This is a genomic window from Ideonella sp. (assembly GCF_041918995.1).
GTDB lineage: Bacteria > Pseudomonadota > Gammaproteobacteria > Burkholderiales > Burkholderiaceae_C > Ideonella.
On sequence record NZ_JAYRUN010000002.1, the window covers coordinates 115,326 to 132,778 of the forward strand.

General features: G+C 71.6%; 22 protein-coding genes. 5 read left to right on the forward strand and 17 right to left on the reverse strand.

Translation table 11 applies throughout. From position 1 onward, the window contains the following. Positions 1-40 precede the first annotated feature (40 nt). Positions 41-1,156 carry an alanine dehydrogenase gene (ald, locus tag ACE3UN_RS02315; protein ID WP_374673295.1) on the reverse strand — a complete coding sequence of 372 codons (1,116 nt, stop codon included), beginning with the start codon at positions 1,154-1,156 and terminating at the stop codon, positions 41-43. Positions 1,157-1,280: 124 nt separating this feature from the next. On the opposite strand from ald, the gene ACE3UN_RS02320 reads away from it, so the two are divergent. After that, positions 1,281-2,261 (forward strand): LysR family transcriptional regulator ArgP, encoded by a 981-nt coding sequence (locus ACE3UN_RS02320; RefSeq protein WP_374673296.1) that lies wholly within the window; start codon positions 1,281-1,283, stop codon positions 2,259-2,261. 19 nt (positions 2,262-2,280) lie between these two features. Continuing rightward, entirely contained in the window at positions 2,281-2,919 is a 639-nt protein-coding gene (gene pth / locus ACE3UN_RS02325) for an aminoacyl-tRNA hydrolase (RefSeq protein ID WP_374673297.1), read from the forward strand. On the opposite strand, the gene ACE3UN_RS02330 is transcribed toward pth, so the two are convergent. The 16 genes from ACE3UN_RS02330 to ACE3UN_RS02405 all read right to left on the reverse strand — a co-directional run bounded on the left by ACE3UN_RS02330 (position 2,903) and on the right by ACE3UN_RS02405 (position 14,640). Continuing rightward, positions 2,903-3,184, reverse strand: coding sequence for a YfhL family 4Fe-4S dicluster ferredoxin (locus ACE3UN_RS02330; protein ID WP_374673298.1), 282 nt, complete (start codon positions 3,182-3,184; stop codon positions 2,903-2,905). The two genes, pth and ACE3UN_RS02330, sit on opposite strands and share 17 nt — an antisense overlap. 38 nt (positions 3,185-3,222) lie before the next feature. Next, complete coding sequence (coaD, locus tag ACE3UN_RS02335) at positions 3,223-3,732, reverse strand: pantetheine-phosphate adenylyltransferase (protein WP_374673299.1); 510 nt, start codon at positions 3,730-3,732, stop codon at positions 3,223-3,225. Positions 3,733-3,760: 28 nt separating this feature from the next. After that, positions 3,761-4,357, reverse strand: a complete 597-nt coding sequence (gene rsmD / locus ACE3UN_RS02340) for a 16S rRNA (guanine(966)-N(2))-methyltransferase RsmD (protein ID WP_374673300.1) — start codon at positions 4,355-4,357, stop codon at positions 3,761-3,763. After that, a complete protein-coding gene (gene hisF, locus ACE3UN_RS02345; protein WP_374673301.1) occupies positions 4,354-5,133 on the reverse strand; it encodes an imidazole glycerol phosphate synthase subunit HisF in 780 nt (259 codons plus the stop codon). The genes rsmD and hisF overlap by 4 nt, the downstream gene beginning before the upstream one ends. Further along, positions 5,133-5,891, reverse strand: coding sequence for a 1-(5-phosphoribosyl)-5-[(5-phosphoribosylamino)methylideneamino]imidazole-4-carboxamide isomerase (hisA, locus tag ACE3UN_RS02350; protein ID WP_374673302.1), 759 nt, complete (start codon positions 5,889-5,891; stop codon positions 5,133-5,135). Before hisA ends, hisF begins: the two co-directional genes overlap by 1 nt. A 96-nt stretch (positions 5,892-5,987) precedes the next feature. After that, entirely contained in the window at positions 5,988-6,647 is a 660-nt protein-coding gene (gene hisH / locus ACE3UN_RS02355; RefSeq protein WP_374673303.1) for an imidazole glycerol phosphate synthase subunit HisH, read from the reverse strand. Between the two features lies 1 nt (position 6,648). Then, positions 6,649-7,308, reverse strand: coding sequence for an imidazoleglycerol-phosphate dehydratase HisB (hisB, locus tag ACE3UN_RS02360; protein ID WP_374673304.1), 660 nt, complete (start codon positions 7,306-7,308; stop codon positions 6,649-6,651). A gap of 6 nt (positions 7,309-7,314) precedes the next feature. Beyond that, positions 7,315-8,400, reverse strand: a complete 1,086-nt coding sequence (gene hisC / locus ACE3UN_RS02365) for a histidinol-phosphate transaminase (protein ID WP_374673305.1) — start codon at positions 8,398-8,400, stop codon at positions 7,315-7,317. Beyond that, positions 8,397-8,873 (reverse strand): PIN domain-containing protein, encoded by a 477-nt coding sequence (locus ACE3UN_RS02370; RefSeq protein ID WP_374673306.1) that lies wholly within the window; start codon positions 8,871-8,873, stop codon positions 8,397-8,399. The genes hisC and ACE3UN_RS02370 overlap by 4 nt, the downstream gene beginning before the upstream one ends. Beyond that, a complete protein-coding gene (locus ACE3UN_RS02375) occupies positions 8,845-9,090 on the reverse strand; it encodes a CopG family transcriptional regulator (protein WP_374673307.1) in 246 nt (81 codons plus the stop codon). Before ACE3UN_RS02375 ends, ACE3UN_RS02370 begins: the two co-directional genes overlap by 29 nt. 70 nt (positions 9,091-9,160) lie before the next feature. Next, a complete protein-coding gene (gene hisD / locus ACE3UN_RS02380; RefSeq protein ID WP_374673308.1) occupies positions 9,161-10,471 on the reverse strand; it encodes a histidinol dehydrogenase in 1,311 nt (436 codons plus the stop codon). A gap of 31 nt (positions 10,472-10,502) precedes the next feature. After that, entirely contained in the window at positions 10,503-11,165 is a 663-nt protein-coding gene (gene hisG, locus ACE3UN_RS02385; protein WP_374673309.1) for an ATP phosphoribosyltransferase, read from the reverse strand. Further along, positions 11,165-12,475 carry a UDP-N-acetylglucosamine 1-carboxyvinyltransferase gene (gene murA / locus ACE3UN_RS02390; RefSeq protein ID WP_374673310.1) on the reverse strand — a complete coding sequence of 437 codons (1,311 nt, stop codon included), beginning with the start codon at positions 12,473-12,475 and terminating at the stop codon, positions 11,165-11,167. Before murA ends, hisG begins: the two co-directional genes overlap by 1 nt. Before the next feature lie 135 nt (positions 12,476-12,610). Continuing rightward, a complete protein-coding gene (locus ACE3UN_RS02395) occupies positions 12,611-12,865 on the reverse strand; it encodes a BolA family protein (protein WP_374673311.1) in 255 nt (84 codons plus the stop codon). 60 nt (positions 12,866-12,925) lie between these two features. Further along, a complete protein-coding gene (locus ACE3UN_RS02400; protein ID WP_374673312.1) occupies positions 12,926-13,723 on the reverse strand; it encodes an ABC transporter permease in 798 nt (265 codons plus the stop codon). Then, positions 13,720-14,640 (reverse strand): ABC transporter ATP-binding protein, encoded by a 921-nt coding sequence (locus ACE3UN_RS02405; protein WP_374673313.1) that lies wholly within the window; start codon positions 14,638-14,640, stop codon positions 13,720-13,722. Before ACE3UN_RS02405 ends, ACE3UN_RS02400 begins: the two co-directional genes overlap by 4 nt. 70 nt (positions 14,641-14,710) lie before the next feature. Here ACE3UN_RS02405 and ACE3UN_RS02410 point away from each other — a divergent pair, with 70 nt between their 5' ends. Genes ACE3UN_RS02410 through ACE3UN_RS02420 form a run of 3 tightly spaced genes read left to right on the forward strand, consistent with a single transcriptional unit; the run spans position 14,711 to position 17,448 of the window. Next, positions 14,711-15,370 (forward strand): TetR/AcrR family transcriptional regulator, encoded by a 660-nt coding sequence (locus ACE3UN_RS02410; RefSeq protein ID WP_374673314.1) that lies wholly within the window; start codon positions 14,711-14,713, stop codon positions 15,368-15,370. 57 nt (positions 15,371-15,427) lie between these two features. After that, the gene (locus tag ACE3UN_RS02415) at positions 15,428-16,204 is read left to right on the forward strand and encodes a hypothetical protein (protein WP_374673315.1); all 777 of its coding nucleotides are present in this window, start codon (positions 15,428-15,430) and stop codon (positions 16,202-16,204) included. Then, a complete protein-coding gene (locus ACE3UN_RS02420) occupies positions 16,201-17,448 on the forward strand; it encodes a multidrug effflux MFS transporter (RefSeq protein WP_374673316.1) in 1,248 nt (415 codons plus the stop codon). The genes ACE3UN_RS02415 and ACE3UN_RS02420 overlap by 4 nt, the downstream gene beginning before the upstream one ends. Positions 17,449-17,453: the final 5 nt, after the last annotated feature.

Sequence of the window (17,453 nt, forward strand, 5' to 3'; positions counted from 1 at the left end):
CCGCGCAGCGGGATGAAAAAAGGGGCCGTGTGGCCCCTTGTCAGTTCAGCAGGGTGTCCGCCGGCACGTAGGCGTAGTTGAGGTCGCGTGCCACGGCCTCGTAGGTCACCTGCCCTGCCGCCACGTTCAGCCCGTTCTTCAGGTGCGGGTTGTCGCGCAGGGCCTGCTTCCAGCCCTTGTCCGCCAGCGCCAGGCCGTGGGCCAGCGTGGCGTTGTTGAGCGCAAAGGTGGAGGTGCGCGCCACGGCGCCGGGCATGTTCGCCACGCAGTAGTGCACCACGTCGTCGACCATGTAGGTGGGCTCGGCATGGGTGGTGGCACGCGAGGTCTCGAAGCAGCCGCCCTGGTCGATGGCCACGTCCACCAGCACGGCGCCCTTCTTCATGCAGCGCACCATCGGCCGGGTCACCAGCTTGGGGGCCGCCGCACCGGGCACCAGCACGCCGCCGATCACCAGGTCGGACTCCAGCACCTTCTCCTCCAGCGTCTGGGCGTTGGAGTACAGCGTCTTCACGCGGTTGCCGAACACCATGTCGATCTGGCGCAGGCGATCCACGTTCTTGTCCAGCACGGTGACACGCGCACCCAGGCCGATCGCCATCTGCATGGCGTGCGTGCCGACGACCCCCGCACCGATCACCAGCACGTGCGCCGGCTCCACGCCGGGCACGCCGCCCAGCAGCACGCCCATGCCGCCCTTGCTCTTCTCGAGGTGGGCGGCGCCCGCCTGGATGCTCATGCGGCCGGCGACCTCGCTCATCGGCGCCAGCAGCGGCAGGCCGCCGCCCGGGCCGGTGATGGTCTCGTAGGCCACGCAGATCGCGCCGGATTTCACCAGGGCCGCGGTCTGCTCCGGGTCCGGCGCCAGGTGCAGGTAGGTGTAGAGGATCTGGCCCTCGCGCAGCATGGCGCACTCGGCGGGCTGGGGCTCCTTCACCTTCACGATCATGTCGGCCTTGGCGAACACCTCGGCCGCATCCTTCAGCAGCACCGCCCCGGCGGCCGCGTAGTGCTCGTCGGCCAGGCCGATGGCCGCACCCGCGCCCGCCTGCACGAAGACCTCGTGGCCGTGGCTGGTGAACTCGCGCACGCTCGCCGGGGTCAGGCCGACCCGGTACTCGTGGTTCTTGATCTCCTTGGGCACGCCGATGCGCATGGCTTGTCTCCTGGTTGGACGTTGGAAGCGGCCATGTTCCGGCGGCTGGCGTGCCCGCGCCAAGGTGCATCGGCAGGTCAGCGGCTACATTAGCCAGCCTGATGACGCCCATTAGCCATACCGCATGAATGCGCTGGACCCCGCGGGACTGGAGTGCCTGGCCGCCCTTGCCGAGGCGGGCAGCTTCGAGCGGGCGGCGCAGCTGCTGTCCATCACCCAGTCGGCCGTGTCGCAGCGCCTGCGTTCGCTGGAAGCCAGCGCCGGCCACCTGCTGGTGGTGCGGGCCCGCCCGCTGCGTCTCACCGAGCCGGGCAAGGTGCTGCTGCGCTATGCCCGCCAGATGCAGGCCCTGCGCGCCGACGCCGCGCGCGAGCTGGGCACGGTGCTGGCGCGCGACGAGCGCCTGCCCATCGCGGTGAACGCCGACAGCCTCGCCACCTGGGTGCTGCCGGCCCTGGACGCGCTGGTGCGCACCGGCCAGCGCGAGGGCTACGGGCTGGAACTCATCGTGGACGACCAGGACTTCACGCACGACTGGCTGCGCCAGGGCGAGGTGCTGGGCTGCGTGAGCACGGTGTCCCACGCCCTGCGCGGCTGCTCGTGCCAGCCGCTGGGCCACATGCGCTACCTGGCGGTGGCGAGCCCGGCCTTCATCGAGCGCGCCATGCCCGACGGCCTGACGCCGCACAACTTTCCGCAGGTGCCCTTCATCGTCTTCAACCGCAAGGACGACATGCAGGCCCAGTGGGTGTCCAAGGCCTTCGGCGTGCGCGCGCCACGGCTGAAGGAGCGCTACGTGCCCAGCAGCGAGGCCGGCGCGCGCGCCGCGGCCATGGGCTGGGGCGTCGCCGTGCTGCCCGAGCTGCTGGCGCGCGACGCGCTGGCCAGCGGCGCCCTGCGGCCGCTGCTGCCGCAGGTGACGCTGGACGTGGACCTGTACTGGCACCAGTGGAAGCTGAGCAGCCTGGAGGAGCCCCGGCTGCTGCCACCCGCGGCGGGCGACCGCCCCGTCACGCCGGCCCATACCGGGCTGATGGAACAGATCGGGCAGGCGGTGATCGCCGGCGCCCGCGCCGCCCTGGGCGCCCCCCTGGGCGCCCGGTAGGCGGCCGATAATCCACCGGATGATCCGTCTCATCGTCGGCCTGGGCAACCCGGGCGCCGAATACGAAGCAACCCGCCACAACGCCGGCTTCCGGTGGGTGGACGGCGCCGCCCGCCTGCTCAAGGCCAGCCTGCAGCCCGACCGCGCCTACCACGGCCTGGTGGCGCGCGTGAACCGCCCCGCCGAGCAGGGCGGCCCGCTGTGGCTGCTGCAGCCCATGACCTACATGAACGTGTCGGGCAAGTCGGTGGCGCCGCTGGCGCGCTTTTTCAAGATCGCGCCGGCCGAGATCCTGGTGGTGCACGACGAGCTGGACCTGCTGCCCGGCCAGATGAAGCTCAAGCAGGGCGGCGGCAACGGCGGCCACAACGGGCTGAAGGACATCCAGGCCCAGCTGGGCGCGGCGGATTTCTGGCGCCTGCGCCTGGGGATCGGCCACCCGGGCGTGAAGGCGGAGGTGGCGAACTACGTGCTGCGCAAGCCGCCGGCCGACGAGCGCGACGCCATCGAGCGCTGCATCGAGGAGTCGCTGCGCCACCTGGACCTGCTCACCGCGGGCGAGATGGGTCGTGCCGTGATGAAGCTGCACGCGCAGCCCCCGCGGCCCAAGCCGCCGCGGCCGCCCGCGGCGCCACCGGCCGTCAGCCCCGAGAGCTAGCCTCGGCCTCGGCGCGCGCCTGCGCCTGCAGGGTGTGGAACTTGCGCTGCAGCTGCTCGCGCGTTTCCACCCGCTCGGGGTTCACCGGGATGCACTCGACCGGGCAGACCTGCACACATTGCGGCTCGTCGAAGTGCCCCACGCACTCGGTGCAGCGGTTCGGGTCGATGAGGTAGTGCTCCTCGCCCATGGAGATCGCGTCGTTCGGGCACTCGGGCTCGCACACGTCGCAATTGATGCACTGGTCGGTGATGGTCAGGGCCATGGCGGGAACGGACAAGGCGGGCAGTAGCCGCCGGAGGATCAGCTGGGGTCGCGCGGCTGGGCCATACGCTCCTTCAGCCGCTGCAGCACCGAGGGTGCCACGAACTTGGAGACATCACCGCCGAGCATGGCAATCTCGCGCACGAAAGTGCCGGAAACGAACTGGAACTGGTCGCTGGGCGTGAGGAACATCGTCTCCACATCCGGCATGAGCTGGCGGTTCATGCCCGCCATCTGGAACTCGTACTCGAAGTCGCTCACCGCCCGCAGGCCCCGCACCACGACCTGCGCGCCGTGGCCTACCACGAAGTCGCGCAGCAGCCCGCGGAATGCCACCACCTCCACGTTGGGGTAGGCCTGCGCGAGTTCGGTGGCGATGGCCAAGCGCTCGTCCACGGTGAACAGCGTGCGCTTGTGGTGCCCGGCCGCCACCGCCAGGATGAGCCGGTCGAACAGGCGGCTCGCCCGGCGCATGAGGTCCTCGTGGCCCAGGGTCATGGGGTCGAAGGTGCCGGGGTAGACGGCGGTCAGCGGGCGGGTGGCGGTCATGGGGGCGCAGTGTAGGGCGGCGGCCCGGTCAGGCGGGGTCGGCCTGGAACAGCGCGTAGTGCACCGCCCCTGCCCGGCCGCTGCGGTGCAGCCGCAGGCCGGCGGGCGGCGCGGGCGCCGGCTCGCCGCTTTCCAGGTAGACCCAGCCGCCCGGCACGACGGCCCCGGCGGCTGCGGCGAGCGCCGGCTGCGCCAGGCCGGCGTCGAAGGGCGGATCCAGCAGCACCAGCTCCCAGCGGGCACGGCCGCCGCGCAGCACGCCCAGGCCGTCGCCGCGCTGCACCCGCAGCCCGGTGGCCTTCAGCCGCTCGCGGCTCGCGTCGAGCGAGCGCACCAGCGTCGGGTCGTGCTCGACCAGCAGCACCTCGGCCGCACCGCGCGATGCCGCCTCGAAGCCCAGCGCCCCGGAGCCGGCGAAGGCGTCCAGCACACGCCAGCCGGTGAGGTCCTGGCCCAGCCAGTTGAACAGGGTCTCGCGCACGCGGTCGGGTGTCGGGCGCAGCCCCGGCAGCGACGCCACCGGCAGCACGCTGCGCCGCCACTGGCCGCCGATGATGCGCACCTGGTGCGGCGCGCGCGAGGCACCACCCGGCCGGGGCGGCGCCGGGCCGCGCGCGGGCTTCACTGGCGCACCGGCACGCCGGCCGCGGCCAGGCGGGCCTTGGCCTGCGCCACCGTGAACTCGCCGTAGTGGAAGATGCTGGCGGCCAGGACGGCGTCGGCGCCGCCCTGCTGGATGCCTTCGACGAGGTGGTCCAGCGCCCCCACGCCGCCCGAGGCGATCACCGGCACCGGCACGGCATCGCTCACCGCGCGGGTGAGTTCCAGATCGAAGCCGATCTTGGTGCCGTCGCGGTCCATGCTGGTTAGCAGGATCTCGCCCGCGCCATGCTCGGCCATCTGGCGCGCCCAGGCCACCGCGTCCAGGCCCACGTTCTTGCGGCCGCCGTGGGTGTAGACGTCCCAGCCCGGACCGCGCGCCGCGAGGTCGTCGCCATGACGCCGCTTCGCATCGATGGCCACCACGATGCACTGGGCACCGTACTTGTCCGAGGCGTCGCGGATGACCTGCGGGTGGGCCACGGCGGCGGAGTTGAAGCTCACCTTGTCCGCCCCCGCGTTGAGCAGCCGGCGCACGTCGTCCACCGTGCGCACGCCGCCGCCCACCGTGAGGGGGATGAACACCTGCGAGGCCACCGCCTCGATGATGTGCAGGATCAGGTCGCGGCCGTCGCTGGTGGCGGTGATGTCGAGGAAGGTGAGTTCGTCGGCGCCCTGCTCGTTGTAGCGCGCGGCGATCTCCACCGGGTCACCCGCGTCGCGCAGCTCGACGAAGTTGACGCCCTTGACGACCCGGCCGCCCGTCACGTCCAGGCAGGGGATGATGCGTTTGGCGAGCATCAGGTCGGCGCCGCCTGCTGCTCGGCCAGCGCGTCGGCGCGGGCCTGGCCGGCGGCCAGGTCCAGGGCACCGGTGTAGATGGAGCGGCCGCAGATCACGCCCGCGATGCCCTCGCGCTCCACCGCGCACAGGGCCTCGATGTCGGCGATGCCGGACAGGCCGCCCGAGGCGTACACGGGCATGGTGAGCGCCTGCGCCAGCTTCACCGTGGCCTCGATGTTGATGCCGGTGAGCATGCCGTCGCGGCCGATGTCGGTGTAGATGACGCCCTCCACACCGTAGTCCTCGAACTTGCGCGCCAGGTCCACCACCTCGTGGCCGGTGAGCTTGCTCCAGCCGTCGGTGGCGACCTTGCCGTCCTTGGCGTCCAGGCCCACGATGATGTGGCCGCCAAAGGCCGTGCAGGCGTCGCGCAGGAAGCCGGGGTTCTTCACCGCGGCCGTGCCGATGATGACGTAGCTCAGGCCGTCGTCGAGGTAGCGCTCGATGGTGTCGAGGTCGCGGATGCCGCCACCCAGCTGCACGGGGATGTCGTCGCCCACGGCCTTCAGGATGGCCTTGATCGCCGCCTCGTTCACCGGCTTGCCGGCGAAGGCACCGTTCAGGTCCACCAGGTGGAGCCGGCGTGCGCCGGCGTCCACCCAGCGTCGCGCCATGGCGGCCGGGTCCTCCCCGAAGGTGGTGGAGGCGTCCATGTCGCCTTGTTGCAGGCGGACGCAGTGACCGTCTTTGAGGTCGATCGCAGGGATCAGCAGCATGGCTCGGCGAGCACGAGTGGGGAAGGAGGAAGGGGCCGCGCGGGTGGCGCGGTCAGCGGGCAGGCACCGCGGCAAGCGGTGTGCGCGCCCCGGGCATCAGGGGTTCCAGTGCAGGAAGTTGCGGTACAGGGCCAGGCCGTGCGCGGCGCTCTTCTCCGGGTGGAACTGGGTGGCAAAAATATTATCCCGGGCCACCGCACAGGTAAAGCGCGCACCGTATTCGGTGGAACCCGCGCTGTGCGCCGGATCGGCGGGCTCGGTGTAGTAGCTGTGGACGAAGTAGTACCAGGCCTCGTCCGGGATGCCCGCCCACAAGGCATGCACCCGCCCGCCGTGCGGCTGCTGGTGGACGCGGTTCCAGCCCATCTGCGGCACCTTGTAGCGGCTGCCGTCGGGCTGCAGGCGGCCGTCCAGCCGGAAGCGCTTCACCCGGCCCGGGATCAGCCCGAGGCCGGGGGTGTCCTGTTCCTCCGAGTGGTCGAGGAGCATCTGCATGCCCACGCACACGCCCATCAGCGGCTTGGTCGCCGCGGCCTCGAGCACCGCCTGCTGCAGGCCGGAGTCGCGCAGCTCCCGCATGCAGTCGCGCATCGCGCCCTGCCCCGGCAGCACCACGCGTTCGGCGGCGCGCACGTCTTCGGGGCGCGAGGTGACGGCCACTTCCACGCCTGAGCCCTCGGCCACGTGCATCACCGCCTGCGACACCGAGCGCAGGTTGCCCATGCCGTAGTCGACCACCGCGACGGTGCGTGCCATGTCAGAGGCTTCCCTTGGTGGACGGCACCATGCCCGCCGCACGCGGGTCGGGTGTGAGCGCCATGCGCAGTGCCCGGGCAAAGGCCTTGAAGATGGTCTCGCACTGGTGGTGCGCGTTGTGGCCCTTCAGGTTGTCGATGTGCAGGGTGACGCCGGCGTGGTTGGCGAAGCCCTGGAAGAACTCGAAGGCCAGCTGGGTGTCGAAGCCGCCGATGCTGCCGGCCGTGAAGCGCACGTCCATGTGCAGGCCCGGCCGGCCGGAGAAATCGACCACCACGCGCGACAGCGCCTCGTCCAGCGGCACGTAGGCATGGCCGTAGCGGGTGATGCCCTTCTTGTCGCCCACGGCGCGTGCCACCGCCATGCCGAGCGTGATGCCCACGTCCTCCACCGTGTGGTGGCCGTCGATGTGCAGGTCGCCCTCGGCCTGCACCTCCAGGTCGATCAGCCCGTGGCGGGCGATCTGGTCGAGCATGTGGTCGAAGAAGCCGATGCCGGTGGCGAGCTGGGCGCGGCCCGTGCCATCGAGGTCGACGCGCACCGAGATCCGGGTCTCGTTGGTGTCGCGCCGCACTTCCGCGGCACGCTCAGGGCTGGGCGCACGCACGGTGGCGTCGACGGGCGGGTTCACGGGGACCAGGGCGGAGTCGTGGGTGCTCATGGGTCATCAGTCGGCCAGGGCGCCGCGCAGGGCGGCCAGGGTCTGGAGGTTGTCGTCCGGCGTGCCAATGGTGATGCGCAGGCAGCCGGCCAGCAAGGGGTGCAGGCCCGAGACGTTCTTCACCAGCACGCCGCGGGCCTTCATGCCGGCGAACACGCGGGCGGCATCGGGCACGCGCGCCAGGATCATGTTGGCCTCGCTCGGGAAGGGCTGCACGCCGGGCATGCCGCGCAGGGCCGCCTGCATGGCCTCACGCTCGGCGCGGATCACGCCGGCTTGGCGCGCGTACTCGTCCACATGCTCCAGCGCGAACAGCGCCGCCTCGGCGTTGAGCACGCTCACGTTGAACGGCGGGCGCAGCTTGTCCAGCTCGCGGATCAGCGGGGCGCGGCCGATGAGGTAGCCGATGCGCACGCCGGCCAGGCCGAACTTGCTCATGGTGCGCATCAGCAGCACATGGTCGTGGCGCTGCAGCCGGGCGCGGGAATCACGCGTGGCGAAGGGCTGGTAGGCCTCGTCCATCACCACCAGCCCGGGCGCTGCCTCGATGATCGCCTCGATCGTGGCGTCGTCCCAGAGGTTGGCGGTGGGGTTGTTGGGGTAGGCCAGGTAGACGATGGCCGGCTGGTGCTCGGCGATGGCCGCCAGCATGGCGGCGCGGTCCAGCTCGAAATCGGCCGTGGTGGGCACCCCGACGAAGCGCAGGCCCTGCAGCCTGGCGGAGAGCTCGTACATCACGAAGCCCGGCACCGGCGCCAGCACCACGCTGCCCGGCACATCGGCAGCCAGCGCCAGCAGGCTGATGAGCTCGTCGGAGCCGTTGCCCAGCATCAGCTCGCAGCCCTCGGGCATGCCGGCGTGGCGGGCCAGCGCCTCGCGCAGCACGTCGATGCGCTCGGCCGGGTAGCGGTTGAGCGCCACCTCGGCCAGCCGCTCGCCCAGCGCACGGCGCAGCGCCGGCGGCAGGGTGAACGGGTTCTCCATGGTGTCCACCTTCACGAAGCCGGCGCTGGGCTGCACGGCGTACCCGTGCATGCCCTGCACATCGGCGCGCAGGAAGCGGGTCATGCGGTCGGCAAGGGCGGCGCTCATGGCTTGGCGGCGGGTTCGGGAGGGGGGTGGTCCAGCACGGCGGGGTCGACAAGGAAGGGGTTCACGATGCGCAGGCCGTCGATGCGCTGGTCGTGCTGCAGGTCCTCGGTGAGCAGCCACTCGCAGCCCTGGTGCAGCGCGGCCGCCACCATCAGGCTGTCCCACCAGCTGATGCCGAAGCGTGCCTCCAGGGCCCAGGCAGTCTCCACGGTCTGGTGGTCGACGGCCCAGGGCTGCCAGTGCTGATACCGACGCACCTCGGCGCGGGCATCACCGCGTGTCACGTTGGCTGCCAGCTTGCGCGTGGCCACCGCGTAGTACTCGTTCAGGACCTGCTGGCTGGTGCGACCGCGCCGCTCAAGCCACAGCTTCTCCAGCCAGGCGCGGGCGATGGGCCGCTTGTCGTCCTCGCGCGCATCGTCGGCGTAGACGAGGACGTTGGTGTCAACGAAAACGGTCGAGGCGGTCGCCATAAATCTCGTCCCGCTTGGGATAAGGGCCGCCGATGCTGAACAAGGGCCGCTCGCGCTGCCGCCACTCGTTCATCGCGCGCTCGTAGGCGTCGTCGTGGCGCATCTTCTCGGCCAGCATCTCACCGACCAGCCGCGACACGCTGGTGTTGCGGCGCGCGGCTTCCAGCCTCGCCCACTCGGCGACGCTGTCTTCCATGGTGACGGTGACGTTCTTCATGCCTACCCCCGCGGGACCGGACGAACACGAACTTCGTGTGGCACGATTCTCGTGTGGCACGAAGTTCGTGTCAACGCTTCAGGCGCATCTCCGCGGCCCGCGCGTGGCCCTGCAGGCCTTCCCCGTGCGCCAGCTCCGCGGCGATCACGCCAAGCTTGTTGGCGCCCACTTCGCTCACCTCGATGAGGCTGCTGCGCTTCTGAAAGTCGTACACCCCCAGCGGCGACGAGAAGCGGGCCGTGCCCGACGTGGGCAGCACATGGTTGGGGCCCGCGCAGTAGTCGCCCAGGCTCTCGCTGGTGTAGGCCCCGAGGAAGATGGCGCCGGCATGCCGCAGCAGCGGCTCCCAGCGGTGCGGGTCGGCGGACGACACCTCGAGGTGCTCCGGCGCGATGCGGTTGCTGATCTCGCAGGCTTCTTCCATCGAGCGCGTCCGGATGAGCGCCCCGCGGCCTTCCAGCGAGGCGCGGATCACCGCCGCGCGCGGCATCTCAGGCAGCAGTCGCCCCATGGCAGCGCGCACCTCGGCCAGGTACTCGGCGCTCGGGCACAGCAGGATGGATTGCGCCAGCTCGTCATGCTCGGCCTGGCTGAAGAGGTCCATGGCCACCCAGTCGGCGGGCGTGCTGCCGTCGGCCAGCACCAGGATCTCGCTGGGCCCCGCGATCATGTCGATGCCCACCTGGCCGAACACGCGCCGCTTGGCGCTGGCCACGTAGGCATTGCCCGGGCCGGTGATCTTGTCCACCGCCGGCACGGTGGCGGTGCCATAGGCCAGCGCCGCCACCGCCTGGGCGCCGCCCAGCGTGAAGGCGCGCGTGACGCCGGCCACATAGGCCGCCGCCAGCACCAGCGGGTTCTTCTCGCCGCCGGGGGTGGGCACCACCATGATGATCTCGCCCACACCGGCCACGTGGGCCGGAATGGCGTTCATCAGCACGGACGACGGGTACGCCGCCTTGCCGCCCGGCACGTAAATGCCCACCCGGTCCAGCGGGGTGACCTTCTGCCCGAGCAGCGTGCCGTCCTCGTCGCGGTAGCTGAAGCTGCGGCCACAGGCCTCCAGCTGGCGCTCGTGGTAGCGGCGCACCCGCTCGGCCGCGGCCTGCAGCGCGCTGCGCTGGGCGGGCGTGATGGCGTCGAAGGCCGCCTTCAGCTCCTCGCGCGTGAGCTCGAGCCCGGCCACCGACGCGGCCTGCAGACGGTCGAAGCGCGCGGTGTAGTCCAGCACCGCCGCGTCGCCGCGGCGCCGCACATCCGCGAGGATGTCGGCCACGCGCTGCTCGATGGAGGCATCGGTGTCCTCCGACCAATGGCGCAGGCGGGCGAACTCGGCGTCGAAGTCGGCGGCGGTGGTGTCGAGCTGGCGCAGGTTCAGCATGGCGGGGCGGGGCAGGCGGTGGCTGGGGTCGTCAGGCGCGCACGGCGCCGGCAAACGCATCGATCAAGGGGCGCAGCATGTCGCGCTTGAGCTTCAGCGCGGCCTGGTTCACCACCAGGCGCGAGGAAATCTCCATGATGCGTTCCACCTCGACCAGGTGGTTCGCCTTCAGCGTGGACCCGGTGGACACCAGGTCGACGATGGCGTCGGCCAGGCCGGTGAGCGGCGCCAGCTCCATCGAGCCGTACAGCTTGATCAGGTCCACGTGCACGCCCTTGTCGGCGAAGTGCTGGCGCGCGACGCTGGTGTACTTCGTGGCCACGCGGATGCGCGAGCCCTGGCGCACGGCGGCGGCGTAGTCGAAGTCGTCCCGCACGGCCACGCTCATGCGGCAGCGTGCGATCTGCAGGTCCAGCGGCTGGTACAGGCCACCGCCGCCGAAGGCGGCATCCGAGGCCGCGCCGTGCTCCAGCAGCACGTCCTTGCCGGCCACGCCGAGGTCGGCCGCGCCGTACTGCACGTAGGTGGGCACGTCGGTGGCGCGCACCAGCACCACGCGCACATCCGGCCGGTTGGTGGCCAGGATGAGCTTGCGGCTCTTGTCCGGGTCCTCGGCCACCTCGATGCCGGCGGCAGCCAGCAGCGGCAGGGTCTCCTCGAAGATGCGTCCCTTGGACAACGCGAGCGTGAGCATCAGGCCCCCCGTGCGGCAATGCGTTCGATGTCGGCGCCGAGGGCGCGCAGCTTGTCTTCCATGCGGTCGTAGCCGCGGTCCAGGTGGTAGATGCGGTCCACCACCGTGGTGCCCTCGGCCACCAGGCCGGCGATGACCAGGCTGGCCGAGGCCCGCAGGTCGGTGGCCATCACGGCCGCCCCGGACAGGCGCTCCACACCGGTGACCATGGCCGAGTGCCCGTCCACCTCGATCTTCGCGCCCAGGCGGATCAGCTCGTTGACGTGCATGAAGCGGTTCTCGAAGATCGTCTCGCTGATGCGCGCGGCGCCTTCGGCGATGCAGTTGACCGCCATGAACTGCGCCTGCATGTCGGTGGGAAAGGCCGGGTACTCGCTGGTGCGGAAGCTCACCGCCTGAGGCCGGCGATCGGCCTGCACGCGGATCCAGTCCCCCTGCCCGTCGCGGCCGGAGGTGACGACGACGCCGGCCTCGCCCAGCTTGTCGATCACCGCGTCCAGGTGGCGCGCCTCGGCGCGGCGCAGCGTTACGTCCCCGCCGGCCGCGGCCACGGCACACAGGAAGGTGCCCGTCTCGATGCGGTCGGGCAGGATGTGGTGCGGCGTGGCCGGGGCATGCAGCCGCTCCACGCCGTCGATGACGATGCGGTGGGTGCCGTGGCCCTCGATGCGTGCGCCCATGGCGATCAGCAGCTCGGCCAAGTCGGGGATCTCGGGCTCCTGCGCGGCGTTCTCCAGCACCGTCTGGCCCTCGGCCAGGACCGCCGCCATCATGAGGTTCTCGGTGCCGGTCACCGTGACCATGTCGGTGGTGATGCGGGCGCCGCGCAGGCGGCGCTGGCCGGCGGCGTTCAGGGGCGCCTGCGCGCGAATGTCGCCGTGCTCGACGACGATCTCGGCCCCCATGGCCTGCAGGCCCTTGATGTGCTGGTCCACCGGCCGCGAGCCGATGGCGCAGCCGCCCGGCAGGGACACCGTGGCCGTGCCGAAGCGCGCCAGCAGCGGCCCGAGCACGAGGATGGACGCGCGCATGGTCTTGACCAGCTCGTAGGGCGCCTGCGTGCTGGTGATGTCCGCGGCGTCGATGACGACCCGGCCGGCCGCCGCCTCGTCCACCGCGGTGCGGGCGCCCAGGTGGCGCAGCAGCTTCAGCGTGGTGGCCACGTCCTGCAAGCGGGGCACGTTGTGCAGCGCCACCGGCTCCGGCGTGAGCAGGGCCGCGCACAGCTCGGGCAGCGCCGCATTCTTGGCGCCGGAGATGGTGATCTCGCCCTGGAGGCGGCGGCCGCCGCGGATCTGCAGTTTGTCCATGGTGGAGTCAGTGAAGGCGACTGGGGCCGGCGGGTCCGTGCGGGACCGGGGGAGGGGGCGCGCCCAGCGGGCGCCGGGAGGGCAGGCGGGCGGACGGGCCGCCCGGCGTGTCAGGCCAGGGTCAATGGGGGCACATCACGGGGAGCCCGGCGGGGCCGTCCACTCGGCCGGCGTGAGGGTCTTCATCGACAGCGCGTGGATCTCCTCGCGCATGCGGTCGCCCAGCGCCGCGTACACGCGCTGGTGCCGGCGGATGCGCGACAGCCCCTCGAACTCGGCCGACACGATGGTGGCGAAGAAGTGCCGACCGTCGCCCTCCACCTCCAGGTGGTCGCAGCCGAGGCCGGCAGCGATGTACTCACGGATCTGGGCAGGGGTGGGCGCGGACATGGCTCGGGATTATCCCCGATAGGGCGATGACGGGGCGACGCGGCGGGGGATGCGGCGCGCTCAGTGGCGCAGCTTGTAGCCGGTGTGCAGCAGCCGCAGCGCGGCCGCCGCCACGGCCACGAACGCCCCCAGCACCACCGCCAGGGACAGCCAGGGCGACACGTCGCTGACGCCGAAGAAGCCGTGCCGGAACCCGTCGACCATGTAGAAGAACGGGTTCAGGTGGCTGGCCGCCTGCCAGAACGGCGGCAGCGAGTGCACCGAATAGAACACGCCAGCCAGGAAGGTCATGGGCATGACGATGAAGTTCTGGAAGGCCGCCATCTGGTCGAACTTCTCCGCCCACAGCCCCGCGATCAGCCCCAGCGAGCCCATCAGCGCCGAGCCGGCGAGGCCGAAGACGAGGATCCAGCCGGGCGCCGCGAAGGCGGGCGGGTCGAACCACACGGTCACGGCCAGCACGCCGGCACCCACCACCAGCCCGCGGACCATGGACGCCCCGACATAGGCCACGTACCAGGCCAGCGGCGACAGCGGGGTGACCAGCAGGAACACGAGGTTGCCCGTGATCTTGCTCTGGATGAGGCTGGACGAGGTATTGGCGAACGCGTTCTGCAGCACGCTCATCATCACCAGGCCGGGGATCAGGAAGCTGGTGTACGACAGGCGGTCGTAGACCTGCACGTGGTCTTCCAGCACATGGCCGAAGATCAGCAGGTACAGCACGGCCGTGAGCACCGGGGCCCCCACCGTCTGGAAACTCACCTTCCAGAAGCGCAGGATCTCCTTGTAGAACAGCGGGCGGCTGCCTTCGAGGCGCCAGAAGCGCGCCGGACGGACGGCGGGACGGGCGCTCATGCCGCCACCTCCTGCGCATGCGCCTGCATGATCTGCAGGAACACGTCCTCCAGGTCGGCCCGGCCGATCTCCAGGTCCTCCACGCGCACGCCGGCCTGGCGCAGGCGACCCAGCAGCTGCTCGATCTCGGCGGCGTCATGCGCCGGCAGCTGCACGATGCGGCCGGTCACCCGGGCCGCGGCGGCCAGCTCGGGTGGCAGCGTGTCGTCGGTCTTGAAGCGCAGCTGGCTGCCGGCCGTGCCGGCCAGCAGGTCGGCCGTGCGCTCCAGCGCCACGATGCGCCCCTGCTTGAGCATGGCGATGCGGCCGCACAGCGCCTCGGCCTCCTCGAGGTAGTGCGTGGTCAGCAGCACCGTGTGGCCCTCGCGGTTCAGCCGGGCGATGAACTGCCACAGCGTCTGGCGCAGCTCCACGTCCACGCCGGCAGTGGGCTCATCCAGCACGATGACGGGCGGCCGGTGCACCAGCGCCTGCGCCACCAGCACGCGGCGCTTCATGCCCCCCGACAGCTGGCGCATGTTGGCATGCGCCTTGTCGGCCAGGCCCAGGCCGGCCAGCAGCTCGTCGATCCAGTCGTCGTTGTGGCGCACGCCGAAGTAGCCGCTCTGGATGCGCAGCGTCTCGCGCACCGAGAAGAACGGGTCGAACACCAGCTCCTGCGGCACGATGCCCAGCATGCGCCGCGCCGCCGCGTAGTCGTCGACCACATCGTGGCCCATGACGGTGACGCGCCCCTGCGTGGCACGCGCCAGGCCGGCCAGGATGCTGATCAGCGTGGTCTTGCCCGCCCCGTTGGGGCCGAGCAGTCCGAAGAACTCGCCCCGCTGGATATCGAAACTGACCCCATCGAGCGCACGCAAGGTGCCCCGGGCGCCGGTGTAGGTCTTGGCGACGCCCTGGAAGGAAACGGCTGGCATAGCGGCCGGATTGTAGGTAGCCTCCCCAAGGGGTGTGCGGTGCGGGGATGCTAGATTGGCGGCGCCCACCATGCCCACCAAGAAACCCCGCCGCACCGCCGAGCGCATCCTGGAGGTCACGCTCGACCTGTTCAACCGCTTCGGCGAGCCGAACGTGTCCACCACGCTCATCTCGGCGGAGCTGGGCATCAGCCCGGGCAACCTCTACTACCACTACCCGGCCAAGGACGAGCTGATCAACGCGCTGTTCGACCGCTACGAACGTGCCCTGAACGAGCTGCTCAACGCCGCGGACGACGTGCGCCACGTGGAGGACGCCTGGCTGTTCTTCCACATGCTCTTCGAGCTGATCTGGGACCACCGCTTCCTGTACCGCGACCTCAACGACCTGCTCAGCAAGAACCGGCGGCTGGAGACGCACTTCCAGTTCGTGCTGAAGAACAAGTCCCGTGCCGTCGAGGCCGTGCTGGCGGGCCTGGGCCGCGGCCAGGCCATGCGGCTGGCGCGCGAGGACATGGCGGTGGTGGCCACGTCCATGGTGGTGGTGCTGACCTACTGGCTCAGCTACGCCTACGTGCGCGAGCCGCGCAAGGCGCTGGAGACCGAGCACGCCGCGGCCACGCTCGCCAGCGGCGCCTGGCATGTGCTGGGGCTGCTCGGCCCCTACCTGGAGCCCGAGGCGCGCGCCCATCTGCACACCCTGGCCGGCCCCTACCGGCAGACCGATTGACCGGCGCCGCGCCACGCCGCGCCCTGCACCCCCACATCGCCCGACAAGGAGACAGCCATGGCCAAGTGGACCGCCTTTCCCTATGACAGCGCCGACTACACCTACGACGCCGCGGCGCTGAAGAAGCACTGGGCGCGCCTGCACGCCGGCGACGCCGAGCCCTGGCCCAAGGACGAGGCCGCCCAGCGGGCCTGGGCGCTGTACCACGCCGGGCAGTTCCAGCAGGCCGTGGACGCCGGGCTGAAGGCGGGGGGCGCGGGCCTCACCGCCGCCAACAAGGCCCAGGCCATCTACGCCAACTACCTGGAAAAGAGCGAGAAGACGCGCCTGGCCCTGCTGCTGGAGGTGGCCGAGCGCGCCGAGGCGCAGGCCCGGGCCGAGCCGAAGAACGCCAACGCCTGGTACCTCATGGCCTATGCCCTGGGCCGCTACAGCCAGGGCATCAGCGTGACCAAGGCCCTGGCGCAGGGCCTGGGCGGCAAAGTGAAGGGGGCGCTGGAGACCGCCATCACGCTGCAGCCCCGGCACGCCGACGCCCACATCGCGCTGGCAGCGTTCCATGCCGAGGTGATCGACAAGGTGGGCAAGCTGCTGGGCAAGACGCAGGGTGCGGACGCGGCCACCGGGCTGCGCCTGTACAAGGAGGCGATGAAGCTGAACCCGGCGAGCGCCATCGCCCGGGTGGAATACGCCAACGGGCTGGTGATGCTCGAGGGCGAGAAGAAGATGGCGGATGCGGAGCGCCTGTACGCCGAGGCCGCCGCGTGCGAGCCGATGGACGCCATGGAGCGCCTGGACGTGGAGATGGCACGGGCGGAACTCGAGGACGAGTGACCACCGACCGGCTTTCCCCGCTCTCCCCGGCCCTGGCCGCCCTGGCGATCGCACTGCTGCTGGGGCTGCAGCCGGTCACGACCGACCTGTACCTGCCCGCCCTGCCGCTGCTGCGCGCGCAGCTGGGGGCCTCCATGCCGGCGGTGCAGCTGACCATGTCGCTGCTGCTGCTGGCGTTTGGCGCCGGGCAGCTGGTGGCCGGGCCGCTGTCCGATCGCTTCGGCCGCCGTCCCGTGCTGCTGGGCGGCCTGGTGCTGCATGTCGCGGCCAGCCTGGCCTGCGCCGCGGCGCCGCACATCGAGGCGCTGATCGTGGCGCGCACCGTGCAGGGCCTGGGGCTGGCCGCCTGCGTGGTGTGTGCCCGGGCGATGGTGCGCGATCTCTACGAGCCGGCCCAGGGCGCCCACGTGATGACCTGGGCCATGTCGGGCCTGGGCGTGATGGCCCTGGTGGCCCCGCTGGCGGGTGGCTGGCTGGCGGCGCGGATCGGCTGGCGTGCGCCGCTGGGAGGCGTGGCCGCGGTGGCGGGCGTGGCGCTCGTCGTCATCGCCTGGCGCGTGCCCGAGACCCTTGGCCGCCGCGACGCCGACGCGCTGCGGCTGCGCCCGCTGGTGCGCACGCTGGGACAGGTGCTGCGGCATCGCACCTTCCGTGCCTGGGCGGGGCTGGTCAGCGCCACCTACGGCGGCCTGTTCCTCATGCTTGCCGGCTCGTCGTTCGTGTACATGGGCGTGCTGGGCCTGGACGCGGCGGGTTATGGCGTGGCGCTCGCCTCGGCCTCGCTGGCCTACCTGGGCGGCACCTTCTGGTGCCGGCGGCTGCTGCGTCGCCATGGGCTGGCCGGCGCGGTGCGGCGCGGCGCCGCGTGCACGCTCGCCGGCGGCCTCGGCATGGCCGCACTCGGCCTGGCCGGGTCCACGCAGCTGCTGCCCGTGCTGGCGGCGCACTGGCTCTACAACATCGGCCATGGGGTCCACCAGCCCTGCGGCCAGGCCGGCGCCGTCGGCCCCTTCCCGCGCACGGCCGGGCTGGCCTCCGCGCTGGCCGGCTGCGTGCTCGCGGCGGTGGCCTTCGGCGTGGGCCTGTGGCTCGGCCAGGCGCTGGACGGCACGCTGCAGCCCCTGGGCCTGGGCCTGGGGTTCTGGGCGGTGGTCACCGCGCTCATCGCCTGGACCTGGGTGCGGCGCGACGGCGAACGGTTCGGCCCCGCGGCGGCCGGTGCCGCCGCCCCCGCCGCACGGTGAGGCCC